Source organism: Clostridium tagluense, from assembly GCF_003865095.1.
In the GTDB taxonomy this organism is placed as follows: Bacteria; Bacillota; Clostridia; order Clostridiales; family Clostridiaceae; genus Clostridium_AD; species Clostridium_AD tagluense.
In genome coordinates, this window is the sequence record NZ_BHYK01000042.1 from 16,223 (window position 1) to 32,966 (window position 16,744).

Annotated in this window: 13 protein-coding genes and 2 pseudogenes; 10 read left to right on the forward strand and 5 right to left on the reverse strand. The window is 31.5% G+C overall.

Annotation, left to right across the window (positions count from 1 at the left end; translation table 11 throughout):
- Positions 1 to 180: 180 nt before the first annotated feature.
- From Ctaglu_RS22020 to Ctaglu_RS22045, 6 genes are all read left to right on the forward strand, one after another.
- Positions 181 to 1,104 carry an ABC transporter ATP-binding protein gene (locus Ctaglu_RS22020; protein ID WP_125005805.1) on the forward strand — a complete coding sequence of 308 codons (924 nt, stop codon included), beginning with the start codon at positions 181 to 183 and terminating at the stop codon, positions 1,102 to 1,104.
- Positions 1,097 to 1,828: an ABC transporter permease gene (locus Ctaglu_RS22025; protein WP_125005807.1), complete on the forward strand. Its 732-nt coding sequence runs from the start codon at positions 1,097 to 1,099 to the stop codon at positions 1,826 to 1,828. The genes Ctaglu_RS22020 and Ctaglu_RS22025 overlap by 8 nt, the downstream gene beginning before the upstream one ends.
- 432 nt (positions 1,829 to 2,260) lie before the next feature.
- The gene (locus Ctaglu_RS22030; protein ID WP_233439913.1) at positions 2,261 to 3,679 is read left to right on the forward strand and encodes a L,D-transpeptidase family protein; all 1,419 of its coding nucleotides are present in this window, start codon (positions 2,261 to 2,263) and stop codon (positions 3,677 to 3,679) included.
- An 86-nt stretch (positions 3,680 to 3,765) separates the two neighbouring features.
- Positions 3,766 to 5,046 carry a D-alanyl-D-alanine carboxypeptidase family protein gene (locus Ctaglu_RS22035; protein ID WP_125005809.1) on the forward strand — a complete coding sequence of 427 codons (1,281 nt, stop codon included), beginning with the start codon at positions 3,766 to 3,768 and terminating at the stop codon, positions 5,044 to 5,046.
- A 125-nt stretch (positions 5,047 to 5,171) separates the two neighbouring features.
- Positions 5,172 to 6,065 carry an ABC transporter ATP-binding protein gene (locus Ctaglu_RS22040; RefSeq protein ID WP_125005811.1) on the forward strand — a complete coding sequence of 298 codons (894 nt, stop codon included), beginning with the start codon at positions 5,172 to 5,174 and terminating at the stop codon, positions 6,063 to 6,065.
- Positions 6,065 to 7,327: an ABC transporter permease gene (locus tag Ctaglu_RS22045; protein WP_125005813.1), complete on the forward strand. Its 1,263-nt coding sequence runs from the start codon at positions 6,065 to 6,067 to the stop codon at positions 7,325 to 7,327. The genes Ctaglu_RS22040 and Ctaglu_RS22045 overlap by 1 nt, the downstream gene beginning before the upstream one ends.
- Positions 7,328 to 7,478: 151 nt before the next feature.
- Here Ctaglu_RS22045 and Ctaglu_RS22050 read toward each other — a convergent pair whose 3' ends face one another.
- Complete coding sequence (locus Ctaglu_RS22050; protein WP_125005815.1) at positions 7,479 to 10,163, reverse strand: FAD-dependent oxidoreductase; 2,685 nt, start codon at positions 10,161 to 10,163, stop codon at positions 7,479 to 7,481.
- A gap of 82 nt (positions 10,164 to 10,245) precedes the next feature.
- Positions 10,246 to 10,623, reverse strand: a complete 378-nt coding sequence (locus tag Ctaglu_RS22055) for a class I SAM-dependent methyltransferase (protein WP_233439915.1) — start codon at positions 10,621 to 10,623, stop codon at positions 10,246 to 10,248.
- Between the two features lie 492 nt (positions 10,624 to 11,115).
- Between Ctaglu_RS22055 and brnQ the strand changes: the two genes are divergently transcribed.
- Positions 11,116 to 12,414 carry a branched-chain amino acid transport system II carrier protein gene (gene brnQ, locus Ctaglu_RS22060; RefSeq protein WP_267901312.1) on the forward strand — a complete coding sequence of 433 codons (1,299 nt, stop codon included), beginning with the start codon at positions 11,116 to 11,118 and terminating at the stop codon, positions 12,412 to 12,414.
- 381 nt (positions 12,415 to 12,795) lie between these two features.
- Here the strand turns inward: brnQ and Ctaglu_RS22065 are convergent, their stop codons facing one another.
- Positions 12,796 to 13,356 carry a GNAT family N-acetyltransferase gene (locus Ctaglu_RS22065; RefSeq protein ID WP_125005819.1) on the reverse strand — a complete coding sequence of 187 codons (561 nt, stop codon included), beginning with the start codon at positions 13,354 to 13,356 and terminating at the stop codon, positions 12,796 to 12,798.
- Between the two features lie 168 nt (positions 13,357 to 13,524).
- On the reverse strand, positions 13,525 to 14,262 hold the full coding sequence (locus Ctaglu_RS22070) for an alpha/beta fold hydrolase (RefSeq protein ID WP_125005821.1): 738 nt from the start codon (positions 14,260 to 14,262) through the stop codon (positions 13,525 to 13,527).
- Between the two features lie 385 nt (positions 14,263 to 14,647).
- Here Ctaglu_RS22070 and Ctaglu_RS22075 point away from each other — a divergent pair, with 385 nt between their 5' ends.
- On the forward strand, positions 14,648 to 14,899 hold the full coding sequence (locus Ctaglu_RS22075) for a fatty acid kinase subunit FakA-related protein (protein WP_125005823.1): 252 nt from the start codon (positions 14,648 to 14,650) through the stop codon (positions 14,897 to 14,899).
- A gap of 106 nt (positions 14,900 to 15,005) precedes the next feature.
- Here the strand turns inward: Ctaglu_RS22075 and Ctaglu_RS22080 are convergent, their stop codons facing one another.
- Positions 15,006 to 15,197, reverse strand: a complete 192-nt coding sequence (locus Ctaglu_RS22080; RefSeq protein ID WP_125005825.1) for a nitroreductase family protein — start codon at positions 15,195 to 15,197, stop codon at positions 15,006 to 15,008.
- 762 nt (positions 15,198 to 15,959) lie between these two features.
- Here Ctaglu_RS22080 and Ctaglu_RS26070 point away from each other — a divergent pair.
- Together Ctaglu_RS26070 and Ctaglu_RS22085 are read left to right on the forward strand one after the other, a co-directional pair.
- Positions 15,960 to 16,103, forward strand: a pseudogene (locus Ctaglu_RS26070) (IS200/IS605 family transposase); the annotation flags it as partial.
- An 11-nt stretch (positions 16,104 to 16,114) separates the two neighbouring features.
- Positions 16,115 to 16,744: pseudogene (locus Ctaglu_RS22085) on the forward strand (RNA-guided endonuclease TnpB family protein); the annotation flags it as partial.

Here is a 16,744-nt window from a genome sequence, read left to right on the forward strand (position 1 = left end):
GGATGCTTTTTTTATGTGCTAAAAAATTTATATAGTTTTCATAGCCGTTAACTTTTTAAGCCTTAACGTAAAAATATTTTTTTTTATGAAGGATTAAATGTCACTTAGGAAGAGCTAAGCAATATAGGACTAAAAGATTGGTAATATATAATCATCAAGGAGAAATGGAGTTGATTATATATGACGCAAAAATATTTATTAGAAACTGAAGGTTTAACTAAAGAATATAATGGTAAGAAAGTGGTGAATAATCTAAGCATTACAGTATATGAGGGAGATGTTTATGGATTTCTCGGACCAAATGGAGCAGGAAAAAGTACAACTATAAAGAGTATCATGGGTCTCATAAAGCCTACATCAGGAAAGGTCATCATAAACGGGTATGACGTTCATAGTCAAAGAGAAAAGGCTATTGAAAGGATAGGGGCCATGGTAGAAGCACCCAGCTTTTATGGGGGATTATCAGGTTATAAAAATCTTCTTCTCATGGCTAATCTTTATGAACTTCCAAAGGAGAGAGTGAAGGAAGTTCTTGAAATGGTAGATATGAATGAGGCTGCAAATGAAAAGGTTTCAAAATATTCATTAGGTATGAAACAGAGACTTGGAATTGCAAGAGCTTTTTTAAACAATCCCAATATAGTTATACTAGATGAACCTACCAATGGATTAGATCCTCAGGGCATAAAAGACATAAGAAAATTAATATATGATTTATCAAAGAAGTATGGAGTAACCTTTTTGATATCCTCACATATATTGAGTGAAATTCAAGCTGTATGTAACAGAATAGGAATTATAGAAAAAGGTTGCCTTAAGGTTCAAGGTTATGTGGAGGAATTATTAAATACCGATGAAGAAGTAATAGAGATTCATACTAAGGAAGAGGAAAAGACTGCAAGGATTCTCACAGCCATGGACATTTCAATGAAGATTGAGAAATTTGAGAGTGGTATAAGAATTAGGCTTAAAAAGGGTAATTTCCAGAAGATAAATAAGCTACTAGTTTCCAATGAAATAAACATTGAAAATATATACTGCAAGGAAAACTCTTTGGAGGATTACTTTTTAAATCTGATGGAAGGAGAAAGAAAATATGCTTAAGATTTTTAAAAATGAGATAATAAAAATGGTTAGTAGTAAAAAGTTTTATTTACTGTGCGCTCTTTTAATTTTCAGTATAATCCTCATGGGCACAGTGGTGGGTCCTAGAATTAATGCAAATAACTTTATGATTGCAACTTTAGATGGCATGGTGATGAAACCTATAGTGCCAATATTTATGGTGCTGGTTATAGTAGAAGTTCTAACAGAGGACTACAGCCTTGGAACTATGAAATTTTCTTTGATGACAACCATAAAGAAAAGTGATTTTATAATTGGAAAGCTTTTATTTATAGATTTATATGCATTGATATTTATGGCTATTAGTTTCATTTTTAGCTATATTGTAGGAACTATTATATTTGGATTAGTTGGAAAAGACGAGGCTATAAAAAATCTTGTCTACAATATTAAATGTTATGGCGTTCTAATACTTCCTTTACTGTCTTTTTGTGCAATGATAAGTTTAATTGCGCTACTTATTAATAATAGTGGTGCAATGATTGGTTTAGGAATAGGGATTGTTGTTATATTAAGTATGCTTGTTTTCGTACAAGAGGATGTAATTTACTTTATTCCAGGTGGAGGAATGTATGCTGCGTCCTACATAAATAAGAGTGGACCACACAGTATATTTTTATTTGCAATAATTGCTATTATATATATAATAGCATTTTCGTTAATAAGTTCAGTGGTTATAAAGAAAAAAGATATAGTGTTATAGATATTCATCAGAAAGAGCATAAAATTAATAATAGTATATTTATTAATCCTCTACATTAATAAAAGATGTAGGGGATTTTTATATATCAACCTTACCTGCTTTTATAAAGGAAGGGCTAATGTTTTTGTTATGGCAAAGTTAAGATATTTCATGTTTTTTTCAAGTCACAGTTACTTTGGGGGAAATTTTTCTACAAACTAAGTAATTATGGACACGTTTACAGCATTGATATTATTGGACTTTATATGTTCTACCTTATTTTTAATTTTATGGTTGGCACATAATTTTAAAAAAATACCTCTTTCATAATTTATTTAAAAGATGTATTATTATATTTGCGTTGTTATTTGTAGTAGAAGGTTAGTACAAAAAATGAAATGTAGACTTAGGAAGGACACGTATTAAGTCGGCATTTTATTGTAATTAGAAGGGGTGGGAATTACGGAAAATGAATTAGAAAAGTCAATAATAAGGCCAATAAAAAAGCGCAAGAAAATTGTTACAGGTATTATAATTTTTATTTGTACTTTACTTGTTATATATTTTGGGATGGCAATGTATTTCATGAATCATTTTTATTTTGGTTCAGAAATAAATGGCATTAGTGTTTCAGGTGAAATTGTTGAGAATGTAAATAAACAAATGGCATCTGAAATTCAAAAATATAAGTTGAATATAAAAGAGCGAGGCGGTAAAACTGAGCAAATTAATGGTAAAGATGTTGGTTTAAAGTATAATTCAGATGGGCAATTTAAGGATTTTAAAGATAGACAGAATCCTTATAAATGGGTTTCAGCAGTTTTTAATAAAAAAGATTCTAAGATGGTAGAAGGAATTAAATATGATAAGAATCTATTAAAAGAACGAGTGGACAAGCTATCTTGTTTTGATAGCAGTAATGTAATTGAGCCTAAAAATGCTAGCTTTAAGTATACAGATAATGGTTATATGATTGTAGGTGAAGTTCTTGGAAATAAGGTTAATAAAGATATTTTATATGAGCATGTGTCAGCAGCAGTAAGTAAGGGGGAAGCTACAATTGATTTGGAATCAATCAATTATTATGTTAACCCACAATATACTTCGAAATCTAAAAAAGTCGTCGATACCAGAAGTATGCTTAACAAATATGTATCTTCAAAAATCACCTATACTTTTGGAGAAGATAAAGAACTTTTAGATAGTTCTACAATAAATAAGTGGATTGTAGTTGATGAGAATATTAAAGTCACATTTGATGAAAAAGAAGTTGAAAATTATATGGACGAACTTTCTAACAAATATAATACAATTGGTAAGAGCAGAAATTTTGTTTCATCATCAAAAAAGGCAATGAATATTAACACTGGTGATTATGGATGGTCAATTAATAAAGCTAAGGAAACAGAAGCTTTAATTTCGACTATAAAAGAAGGGAAAACTATAACAAAAGAACCAGCATATACTCAAACTGCCTTATATCATGGTAACGATGATATGGGGAATACCTATGTAGAAATAGATTTGACAACGCAGCATTTATGGTTTTATAAAAATGGTTCACTGGTAGTACAAGGGGATGTTGTCACAGGTACTGAAGGGTCGGTGAATGCAACACCACCAGGTATTTATAAGTTGAAATATAAAGAAAAAAATGCAACCCTTAAAGGGGAAGGTTACGCTGCTCCTGTTAACTTTTGGATGCCTTTTAATGGAGGAATAGGAATTCATGATGCAAGCTGGAGAGATAAGTTTGGAGGAGTACTATATAAGAGCGCTGGGTCCCATGGTTGTATAAATTCACCATACGATTTAGCAAAAACAGTATTTGATAATATTGAGTCAGGTACTCCAGTTGTTTGTTATAATTAGTAAAAAGAAATCGCTAAATAAGGCGATTTCTTTTTATTGGGATTAGATTAGGTGCACAATAAATTAAAGTAATGGAGAGATGAAAGTTGAAAAATAAAAGGTTTTTAATTTTAATTGTATTATTTCTAGTGTTTTCTATTAGTTCAAATGTTTTCGCTGAGGGTATCGATGGAACTACTGATTTGCAGGAAATATATGGGAAAGCAGCAATAACTGTAGATGTTGCAACTGGCGAAATAATTTATGCGAAAAGTGTAGATAAACAAATGTACCCAGCAAGTACAACAAAGCTAATGACAGCATTATTGCTGGCTGAGAACATGGGGAAAAATGATGAATTAAAATATACTCAAAGTGCAAAATCTCAACCCGCGGATTCATTAAATGTTAATTTTCATCCAATCGGGCTTGATGAAACTATGTCAGCTGCGGACGTAATGGATGGACTGTTACTTTATTCAGCAAATGACCTAGCGTATATGATTGCAGACAACGTTTCAGGAAATTCTACAAATTTCATGAAAATGATGAATGATAAGGCAGCAAAATTGAATATGACAGGAACTCACTTTGTAACTTCTAATGGTCTTCATAGTCCAGATCATTATACTACGCCTTATGATATGAGTATATTGGCTAGAACCTCATTTTTAAACCCCTGGGTAAAAGAGTCAATGAATAAAAAGAAAAATACTTTATCAACATCAAAGGGTACAAGATTTGTTATTGAAAATAGTAATAAACTTCTTGGAAGCGATGGTTGTATTGCTGGGAAAACAGGGTATACTTCAAAAGCTGGGAGATGTCTTGTAGCCTTTTATGAAAGAAATGGAAGAGAAATTATGGGAGTCGTTATGGGATCAATTCACGATGCCAATGACACTTATGTTTTCAATGATATGAAAAAAATAATTGACTATAGCTATAATTTACAGCAGACAGTATTACATGCAAAGAATGACATTATAAAAACCGAAACATTAGAATACAAACCTCTTGGCTTCTTTGGCCCAGAGAAAGCGGTTAGTGTACCACTTGTGGCTAAAGAAGACATTAGCTATTTCAACAACGAAGCGAATAAAAAAGAGTTGCAGGAGAATATAAACTTAACAAGTACTGACCTTTCTAGTCTTAAAGGGAATAAGAGCATTGGAACCTTGTCATTAACTGAAAAGGGAAAAGTCAAAACTTATAAGCTTTATTCAATGGCTTCTAGTGGAACTTTAACAAAAAATATTATACTTATATATCTTATGGCTGCTGGAATATTTATTTTATTCTTAATAGGAATAGTGTTTATAATAAGAAAAATTAATTTAAGTAAGAAGAAAAAAAGAAAAAGTAAATTTAAAAGGAATTCAAGATAAAGCAGACAATTTTTAACTGGATATTGAAAATTTTGACAAGTTAATGTTATAATATCAATGTATGAAAATTTATGGTTATATAAGGTGCATCAAAATAAATGCGTTTTATGCAAGGGGGAAGTAATATGGCACTAGAGATATCATCCGTATTAAAGAAGTTTGGAGAAAAAACTGTAGTAGACAATCTTTCTTTTGAAATTGAAAATCCAGGTGTGTTTGGTTTGCTTGGAACAAATGGAGCAGGCAAAACCACAACAATAAGAATGATTTTGGGGATTCTTGAAAAAAATAGCGGAACAATTGAATGGAATGGAAAGGCTGTTACAAGAGAAACTGTGAAATTTGGATACCTACCAGAGGAAAGAGGTTTATATCCTAAGGCTAAGGTAGTAGATCAACTTTCATATTTCGGAAAACTTCGAGGTATGGATGGAAAGTCAGTAAAAAAAGCTATAAACTATTGGTTTGATAGGCTTAAGGTATCTGAATACTCAAACTTTACTGCAGAGCAATTGTCTAAGGGTAATCAACAAAAAATACAATTGATAACAGCACTCTTGCATGATCCAGAATTGATTATTCTAGATGAACCACTAAGTGGTCTTGACCCCGTAAACGCTGATTTGTTCAAAAGTGTAATTAACGAATTAGTTGAAAAGGATAAATTTATTATAATGTCCAGTCATCAAATGCAATCTATTGAAGAGTATTGCAAAGGTCTTGTAATATTAAAAGATGGACAAACTATCCTAAAGGGTAATCTAAAACAAATAAAGGCTGGCTATGGAAGAACAAATCTTACTGTGAACTGCCAAGAAGGAATTGAGGATCTCATAAAAGAGCAAGGCATGAATATTTTATCAAAAACTGCTACTGGGTACGAATTTAAAATTAAATCAGACCAGCAGGCATATAGCCTTCTTGAAAAAATTATAACATCAAAAATAAGACTTGATAAATTTGAAATTCGTGAACCCTCTCTTCATGAAATATTTATTGAAAAGGTTGGTGAACAATAATGAAAGAGTTTCTTGCGGTTTTAGTCTATACATTTAAAGAAAACTCCAGAAAAAAAGCATTTATTATTTCAACTGTAATCACACTACTTTTAACTGTTTTAATAATTAGTTTGCCAGCTATAATAAAGACCTTCCACAATGATGGAAATAATAAAACAGAGCAACAATCAAAAGGTGGCAAAGCTAAGGGAGTTATTTATGTAGTTGATGCTAAGGGTATTCTAAAGGGAGATTTAAGTAATCTCGGCAAAGTCTTTTCAGAATATGAAGTTAAGTCTCGGCCTTATGGTAGTGTTGATATTCTTAAAAATAAAGTTAAGGATGGAGAAAATAATACGCTAATAATTCTAGATGAGAAAAACGGTGTACCCACCTTTGATTATTTAGTTAAACAAGCTGGTGATGGACCAGACTCTACGGGAGTAAGTCGTATAATAAAAAGTACTTTTGTAACTAACCTATTAAAAGATGCTAAGGTATCAGATGACGTATCTAAAATGGTACAAAGCGATATTTCCTTTAAGGTTAATGAGCTTGGAAAACCAAAAATGAATAGCTATATTTCAAGTATGGTTATAAGTATGTTGTTGTTCTTTGTAATTTATTTTTATGGATATGGAGTAGCCATGTCTGTGGCTTCTGAAAAGACTTCAAGGGTAATGGAACTCCTTGTAACCTCCACGAAACCATCAAAAATAATTCTTGGAAAGAGTGCCGCTATGGGACTGCTTGGATTAATTCAACTGTCGTTGGTTGTATTTACTGCTGCGTTAACTTACAAATTAACTTTTCCAGAGGACTTTGCAATAGCAGGTCAAATGCTTGATTTTTCTTACTTCACGCCCTTTAGTATTGCAATGATAGTTGTATACTTTATACTGGGTTATTCCTTGTATGCTATGATGAATGCTGTTACTGGGGCTACTGTAAGCAAGGCAGAGGATGTCAATTCAGCCCTTATGCCTATAAATATGATAACCCTGGTAGCATTTTACGCAGGATATTTTTCACTGTCTGCGCCAAAGGGTAGTATGTCAATTATAGCATCTATTGTTCCATTTTCTGCGCCATTTTCTATGCCTTGTAGGATTTTAGCTACAGAAGTTCCTACCTTACAAATTGTAGCTTCACTATTTTCTTTGGGAATAACAATTGCTATTATAGCTTGGATGTCAATAAAAATATACTCTTCGGCTATACTTCATTACGGCAGACGTTTAAAATTAAAAGATTTAGTGAAAATTTCAAATAAAAATAAATAATAAAGCAGAATATTATGAAAATATAGTATCCATTGATAGTAATATAATTGAAGTAAATTACTTGTTATATACTACTAAAAAACCTCCTCAGAATAAATAATATTTATTCTGAGGAGGTTTTGCTTTGAGATAGGCTAGCAAGCAATATTTTCTATTTGCGTAAGGATTTTTTTACCTTATGGACAAAGATTCTACCTTTACGCTTAATCATGTTTTTAACAATTATCGGTTTAAGCTTTTCTAGCGGTACGCTTGAAGCGTCATATTTTCTGACAAGTGAAATAGCATCGAACTTACATCTGGTTGTACATGCACCGCATCCTATACACATGTATTCATCTCTAGTTGTAGCACCGCAGCCAAGGCAACGTTCTGCTTCCTTCTTCACTTGATTTTCTGTAAATGTACTACGTAAATCTTTAAAGGTTTCTTTTGATTTTTTCCCATCCACAGCAAGTGCTCTTTGCCTTGGCATACGGTCATAGCTTTCAAGAGTCAAGTTTTCTTTATCAAGTGCATGATACTCTCTCCTGTCACGACCAATAATTAAGCTCTGCCCTGGGTGAACATAACGATGGATTGAAATTGCACCTTCTTTACCCATAGCAATAGCATCGATAGCAAACTTTGGACCTGTCATTGCATCTCCACCAGCAAATACATCTGGCTCTCCTGTCTGAAGTGTAAAGGGATCTGCTTTGATTGTCTTGTTTGGATTTAATTCTATGTTGCTGTTTTCCAGCAGGTTGCCCCAGTCTATTCCTTGACCTACTGAAATCAAAACATTATTTGTCTTAACAATCACAGTTTCCTTTTCATCAAATATAGGACTAAACTTTCCATTCTTATCGAAAACTGAAACACATTTTTTGAATTCTATGCCGGAAACATGTCCATTTTGTTGAAGAATTCGTTTTGGACCCCAAGAATTGTTGATACCAATATCTTCTGACAATGCTTCTTCAATTTCTTCTTCAAGGGCCGGCATTTCTTTTCGACTCTCAAGGCAATACATATCAACTTTGGAGGCCCCAAGTCTTGCAGCTGTTCCTGCAACATCAATAGCAACGTTACCGCCACCGATTACAACTACGTTTCCTTCAAGTTTTATGTCATTACTAAGGTTTACAGCACGAAGGAAATCAACACCTGTAATAGCGCCTTCTGCATCTTCACCCTCTAACCCTAAGTTTCTACCTGCCTGAGCACCAATTGCAACATAGAATGCTTCATATCCCTCATTTCTGAGTTCGGGAAGGCTGACATCATTGCCCACTTCAATACCTGTTTTGAACTCAACGCCGAGTTCTCTCAAAATATCAATTTCTGCATTAATTACTTCTTTTTCCAATCTATAAGCTGGAATTCCAAGTGTAAGCATACCACCAAGTACTTTTTGTTTTTCAAACACAGTTACCTTATAACCGTCAATAGCTAAGTAGAAAGCACAGGACAGACCTGATGGGCCAGCACCTATAATGGCAATTTTTTTTTCGTATTCATGTCTCAATTTTGGTACATAGCGATTATCCACATTTAACTCTTGATCTGCAATGAATTTTTTGATTTCATCTACAGCAACGGGATCGTCGATATCGCCTCTTGTACAGGCGGATTCACATTTTCTTGGACAGATACGTCCGCATACTGCTGGAAATGGATTTTCGTGCTTTATAAGTTCAAGGGCTTCTTTATATTTTCCCTTAGAAGCGAGCTTAATGTATCCTTGAACAGATATGTGAGCTGGACACTCTGTTTTACAAGGACTTGTACCGGTTTCAACAACATTTTGCCTATTAGTACGATAATCCACATTCCATTTCTCTGGACCCCACTTTGTATTAGATGGGAAATCCTTTCTTTTTTCTGGAGTAATTGGTGTTTTAGTACATAAATTTTGACCTAGTTTCAATGCATTAACAGGACAAACCGCAACACATTCTCCGCAAGCAACACATTTATCTTTATCGATTTTTGAAACATAATTTGAACGCACAAAATCATTGTTAAGGAACATTGAGGCATTTCTCGTAGATAAACAGGAACAACCGCAGCAGTTACAAATGGCGTGGGTTTTTCCAGGGCCATCTGTATTGGGTATTTGATGCATCAAACCATTTTCTTCGGCTTTTTTAATAATTTCAAAAGCTTCCGCGCGGGTAATCTTTCGGCCACGGCTTGTACGGATATAGAACTGGGCAGCATCGCCTAGCTGAATACACATATCTTCCTTCAAGTGACCGCAACCTTCTCCCATAGCTTCTCTTGCTGTACGGCAAGAACAATTGGAAACTGAGAAAACAGTATTTTCATTGAGATATTTGGAAATTTCCTCATAGGATGCTCTTCTAGTTTCTCCTTCAATGGATTTTTCGATAGGGATTACACGCATCACGCCTGTTCCTACAGGAAAAAGACCTGCTGCTATAGGAGCTCTTCTTTTCCCGTACCCATCAAAAGCCTGGCCAATTTGCTTAAAGTTTTTAATGTTTTCCCTATGTGGGTGGTTAACTATCAGTTCCATGTGGCCCGGAACCCAAATCTCAAGCCAGTATTTATCAACACCTTCTTTTTCACCAACGAGGCAAGCACCGGCAACGGCTAATTCCCATAGGAGTCTTTCTGTTTCCTCTACAGATTTACAGCAGATTGCTGCAACTTCCTTCGCACTTTTTGGTTTATGTAATTCAAGACAAAGTGCTACTTCTGCCATTTCTTCTGTAACAACAGGTTCCAAAATTTTACATTCTGGATGTTCCCGCGTAATTTCTGATTTTGAACCACGCTTTGTCTTACTAATCTTATTTGCAAGGTCCAATACTTTTTCATTTACCATATATAGTCCCTCCCCCATATTTAGTTTCAACTTTATTCTTCTACAAAAAATGATTTATTCAACTTGATCATCTTTCAGTATACTATTTTTTATTTTCCCAGATAACTTGCATTTGATAAGCATTTCTGGAAATTCTACATCCTGGCAAATTAGTAGTAAATAAATCTTTAAATTTCTCCTCTGATAAATATCTATCTGAAGCTAAATGCTTTAGCCAATCCTTTGAAAGATTGGATTTAAATATTCTAAATCCAATCTTTATACCTATTACTTTATCGTAATGCTTTGACAACTTGTATGCCAAAATACCTGACCCACAACCTATATCCAATACTGAACCTTTGTTATCTGACATTTCTAAAACGAAAAATTTACTATTATCAAATAATGATTCCATAAAATCATATTCTTCTGCTACTTTATTAAATTGCATTTTAGTTTTGTTTATAGAATTATTCATATTTGGTCACCTTTAATAAGTTTGATAGTGTTAAAACTATCTTTGTTGGTCACTTCCATTAGCAATTTTAAGTAGTTCGTCACATTATACCCGCAGGACACAAATCATTTATTTAATTATACCATTATTACCGTAAATTGGGTAAAAAAATGAATATATGATTTTATGTGAAATCATGTATAAAGCGGCGTGATTCATAAAAGGAGAGATGGAAATTTTATAAATTATATTATTGATAGATAAATTATGATGCAAATAGTTCATGTAGTGGTACAATCACTATGGAATTTGATTTTTTTTAAGAGTCCCATTGATCTCGCATTGACAGATACCTAAAAAAACCGTAAAATAAAATATTGTTATAATTTTGAGTAAGAGCATATTAGAGTTAAAGTTGTAAGGGTAATATGTACAAAGCAAATCGTTTTTTAAAGAAGTACTGATTTATTTGTTATAAAACTACAAAGATAAATTAAGATGGAGGTTATGTAAATCAAAAATTCAACAAAACATTCAATAGTTATAGGTTTTGCATTATTTGCAATGTTCTTCGGTGCGGGAAACCTGATTTTTCCACCAACATTAGGAAAAGCAGCAGGGGATAAAGTTTTATCATCAATTATGGGCTTTCTTATTACAGGAGTTGGTCTTCCTCTATGTGCGGTAATTGCCTGTGCTAAAATTAATGGTACTTTTGAAAAAATGGCAGATAGAGTAGGACGAGTATTTTCTGTAATAGTCTCTATAGCTTTAATTCTTGTTATAGGACCTTTATTTGCAATTCCAAGAACAGCTGCAACAACTTTCGAACTGGGAATTCAGCCTTTATTTCCATCAATTGGACAAAATATATCGATTATAGTGTATTTTGCAATAGTGCTTGCATTTGCGCTTAAACCTTCTTCAATAATTGATAATATAGGTAAAATACTTACACCAGCACTTTTATTAATGCTAGCTGTAATTATAGTTAAAGGAATAATAGATCCTATTGGACCAATTGTAGCTACATCTTACCAAGGTGGATTCTCAAAAGCTTTAATAGAAGGATATCAAACAACGGATGCTATGACTGGTGTTATATTTTCATCAATAATTCTTGCAGCTATTAGAGCAAAAGGTTATAAAAGCTCAAAAGATATAATGAGGATAACTATGAAATCGGCTGTAGTGTCTTTAATAGGTTTATCCTTTGTATATACGGGACTTATGTACCTTGGGACTCAAACAACTACTTTATTTCCTGGAAAGATATCTAGAACTAGTCTGGTTACAGAAATTGTTAGATTAGACCTAGGTAGTATAGGTAGTTGTATACTTAGTTTATGTGTTGCTATTGCATGTTTAACCACCGCTATAGGAATACTTTCAGCTGGATCACATTTTTTTGTTAAACTTTCTAAGGGTAAATTATCTTATAAAGGTATTGCTATTAGTATGGCTTTAGTAAGTGGAGTAATGGCTACAAAGGATGTTGATAGTTTAATTAAATTAGCAGGTCCAGTTTTACAAATTATATATCCAATTGTAATTGTTCTAATAGTTACTACTTTGCTTGGTGATATAGTGAAAAATAATAAGGTAGTTGCTATAACTACATACACAGTTTTAATAGTAAGTGCTTTAAATACTATAAATGATTTGACATCAAATAGCATTGGATTCTTTAAATATGTTCCTTTATCCAGTGTAGGATTTGGATGGGTCATACCAGCTACACTTGCTTTTGTAATTTCTAACAGGTTAATAAAATCAAATAAAATCACTAAAAATAGAGAATTAGAAAATTAATTCACTAGAGTCTATAAATTAGTAAACATAAACTTCCAGTTGTTGCCATGGCATTAGAAGCTGTAGTAAAAACTGGAAGTTTTTACTTTGCATTTTCAAACTTAAAGGATTTTTACTGGAACATGAAAATATAATACAGGAACATTGAATAATTTTGCTATGGCGGATGAGATGACAACATTACAGAAATTGGTAACGTAGTGGACAAACTTGAACTATAAATCCTTTTAAGTTCTTCTCAAATTTCATTTAAAAACCTCCCTTTATTATTCGCTAGTCCTATTATTCTACAAATAGTATTTTCACTATTATTATTTTTTACAGTTGTAACGCAACATTCATAAGTTGTGTCATAATTAATACTATAATTTGTATGAGATATTACTGGATTTTAAAGTCTTCTTTTAGTATCGAATACATATTACAGTCCTCAAATCCAGAAATACTTTTGTACTTCTGCTTTGCAAAGCCTTCAAATGTCATCCCTGATTTTTGCATAACCCTACCTGAAGCAGGATTGTTTATGGAATGATAAGTCTCAATCCTATTGAATCCAATATTCTCAAATGCAAAACTTAATACAGCTTTTAGTGCCTCTGTGGTAATACCTTGTCCCCAATATTTCTTACCTATAGAGTATCCTACATCTCCACAAAGATCATTCTCATTAATTATAAATAGACCAATTGAACCTATAGGTTCATCGCTTTCTTTCAATGCAATAGCCCATATATAAAAAGATGATCTATTATAATCAAAGAGCCACTGGTTTATTATCATTTTAGTTTCTTCTATATTTTCATGTTGTTGCCATCTCATGTATTTAGATATGTCCTCATCGCTAGCCCAATTATTAAACATACTATCTGAATCGTCACTAGTAAAACGTCTTAATATTAATCTTTGAGTTTTAATTTCTATCGTCCCTTTGTGATTTAACATGATTTTCAACTCCTTTATTTTACTAATAAATATATTAGTAGCTTTATAATTTACAACTTCGGCCTGACTCTATAGAAATTATAGCATATTATACATATTTTCACATTACTGCATTTCTATAATAGTAAATATTTTCATTTTTAAATACCATATTATCCACTTCGGAATCTACTTACTCATTCCATTAACTATCCCTTTTATTGCATCAATCACTACCTGGGGCTTATCCTTCTGTATATAATGACCGCTATCCTCAACAATAATGTGTTTACTATAATCTGATAATGATACTAAGTCATTTTGATAGTTTAACCAGGTTTCTTCCGTAATGGTAGAAGATTTTTCACCTTTATGGTCAGCGGTAAGGACAATTATTGGAATATTCCTTAATGCATCCTTTTCTCTTATTTCTTTTACTTGTTTAGCACTAATTAGTAATTCATCAAAAGTTTGTTCTGAACCAATGGATTGGCTTTTCACGATTTCTATTTCTTTTGAAGAAGAACGTTTCACCCTATCTTCAAATTGATTTTCATGTGAACAATCAACAAATACAATACCAGACACTTCTTTAGGATATGTACCTGCGAATAATCTTGCATTATAGCCTCCAATTGAATGCGCAACTATAATATAGGGGGCTTTAACCTTTGATTTATTTAAAACAGTATGTAGCTCGTGAACTTGGTCTAAGCTGCTTCTTGGTAAATCACTTGTATCGCTATTTCCGAGACCTGATCTATCATAAGAAAATGTTCTTGTATTTTTTGAAATTTGATTTTGAACTACCTCCCAGTCAAAATGAGTACACCCTAGCCCTGATTCAAATACGACAGTTGGATCCCCTTTTCCATAACAATTCACATATAGTCTCGGCAATTTCGTTTCTTTTATTTTTATAAACATAGAATCCCCCTCTGGATATTATATTTTATCCATGTAATGCGTTAGTATTAATTTATGTGTATTATTGGTAGGCCTCTTATAAGGGTATATAAAGGTAAAATTTATATACAATTCATTAAATTGCCATATTGTCATACTACCATTTTTGTATAAAATAGTATATATTTGTTTTAAAATCCATATTATTTAGTTGTCAAAGAACATTGTTCATACTTTTAAATTCATTAGTTAAGACGTACTTTTCTCAGTGGTCTATACATATTTGTATTACCTAGCAACTAATAAAAAATGTTCTTTGAAAATTGAATAGTGTGATATTAAAAAACCATGTTATAATTAACCAAAATATAAATCGGAATTTGTAAAACAGAAAAGGAGAATAATTATGCTTGAATACAGATTTGATACGCAGTTATTAATTGAAGGAGAAAAACTTTCAGAAGATAAAATAAACGAGTATATTACAAAAAACATTGAAGGCGATTGCTTACTTGCGGTTGGTGATGAGGAACTGATTAAAATTCATTTTCACACAAATACTCCATGGAAAGTACTTGAGTATTGTGCTTCATTAGGTGATATTCATGATGTTGTTGTAGAAAATATGGAACGACAGACAAATGGTCTTAAAGGTTAAACAATAAATATAAAATCCAATTTATCAGTGAGAGGTAAACACTAGTAAAAACACCGTAAAATTCAATTGAATTTTACGGTGTTTTTAAGGGATTATTTGTTTAATTTTATAACCAACTTACAATGTTTTCAGAAATATCCCTTCTTTTAGATTTTACATCCTTTCCACTCGGATATCCAACGGATATAACCGCCATTAACTCTAAGTCCTCTGAAACCTCTAATAATTCTCGTACTTTATCTTCGTTTTTTAATATTTCCCCAATCCAGCAAGTTCCTAAACCAAGATCATATACAATTTCTACTCAACTCATATAAATAATAACATATTTACTATGTTTAATCATAATTGTATTTTCACAATAGTAAATAATTTTATTTTTTAATACCATATTTAACTTATCAAAGACCATTGTTCGTACCTTAAATTTCAATAGTTACGTCCTCTAATTCTCAAAGTTCGTCATAAGAATTACTAAAGAAATTATGTAATTAAGATCTAAGATTAATATATAAAAAATACATTAATTCAACTTATTTACATTGAATGCAAAAGGTGATATAATAAGAAAAAATGTTGAAAGGGGGAAGTAAGTTATGACACCAGCTAATTGCTAATATTAATTTAAAATTAATATATATTTTATAATGAGTTTTAATTTGCCTAATTATATTTAGGTTTTATTGTTATGCTCTTTATGGAATAAGGCATTTAGAAGGTAACTTACTTTACTGGAATTCAACATTATAATTTATAAGATATTTCAAAAAAATATTTTGAAATATTAAGCCAGAGTTTTTTGAAAATTTTGGTGCAAGATATATCAGAATAATTAGATGGATTTATTAACGCCATGAATTTTTTGCTTATATCTGATTTTAATAAATTATAGTAGTAATAGAGTATTTCAGACTGTAAGAAGAGATGATCTTCTTATGGTTTTTTTTATTTTCATATTACAATATTTGTGCGGAAAGCCCACTCCTTAAGGTGTGGGATGGATAGCATAGCTTGTGTATAATATATTTGTAAAATACATAAACTATGCTATTATAAATTCATGAAAAATAAATATAGAACAACTAAAACAACTGTATTTTTGATTAATTATAATTTTATATTTTGTCCAAGATATAAAAGAAAAAAATTAATACCTAATGTTGAAGAGAGATTTAAACATATGGTGATATGTGTATGTGAAGAGAGGTGAATATTGTGTCAAGTTATATATTGACATTAAAATTAGATACAGAAATATATCAAGAAGATATATTAGATAAAAGATTAGAAATAGGTAGAAATATTTATAATAGTTGTCTAGGCGAATTATATAAAAGATATAACTATATGAAAGAATCTAAAGAGTATAGAAAAGTAATTAAAATGAAAAAAGGCAAAGAACGTAATAAGGAATTTAACAAATTAAATAAAAATAATGGTTTGACAGAATATTCACTTCATAAATACGTTAAGCTTATACAGAAACATTTTAAAGATAATATAGATAGCTTCACTACACAAAAAATAGCGACAAGATGTTTTAATGCTTTTGGTCAATTAATGCTTCATAAATGTAATAAAGTTTATTTCAAAAAATATGGTGAAATGAATAGTGTTGAGGGTAAATCAAATAAAACTGGACTTAGATTTGTAGATAATAAATTAATATGGAATGGACTTGCGATAGATATAATTATAAATAAAAACGATGAATATGCACATATATCATTATTAAATAAAATTAAATATTGTAGAGTAGTTAGAAAGTTCATTCGAGGCAAATATAAATATTTTATTCAACTAATTTTAGAAGGAATTCCACCTGAAAAATATAATAAAGAAACT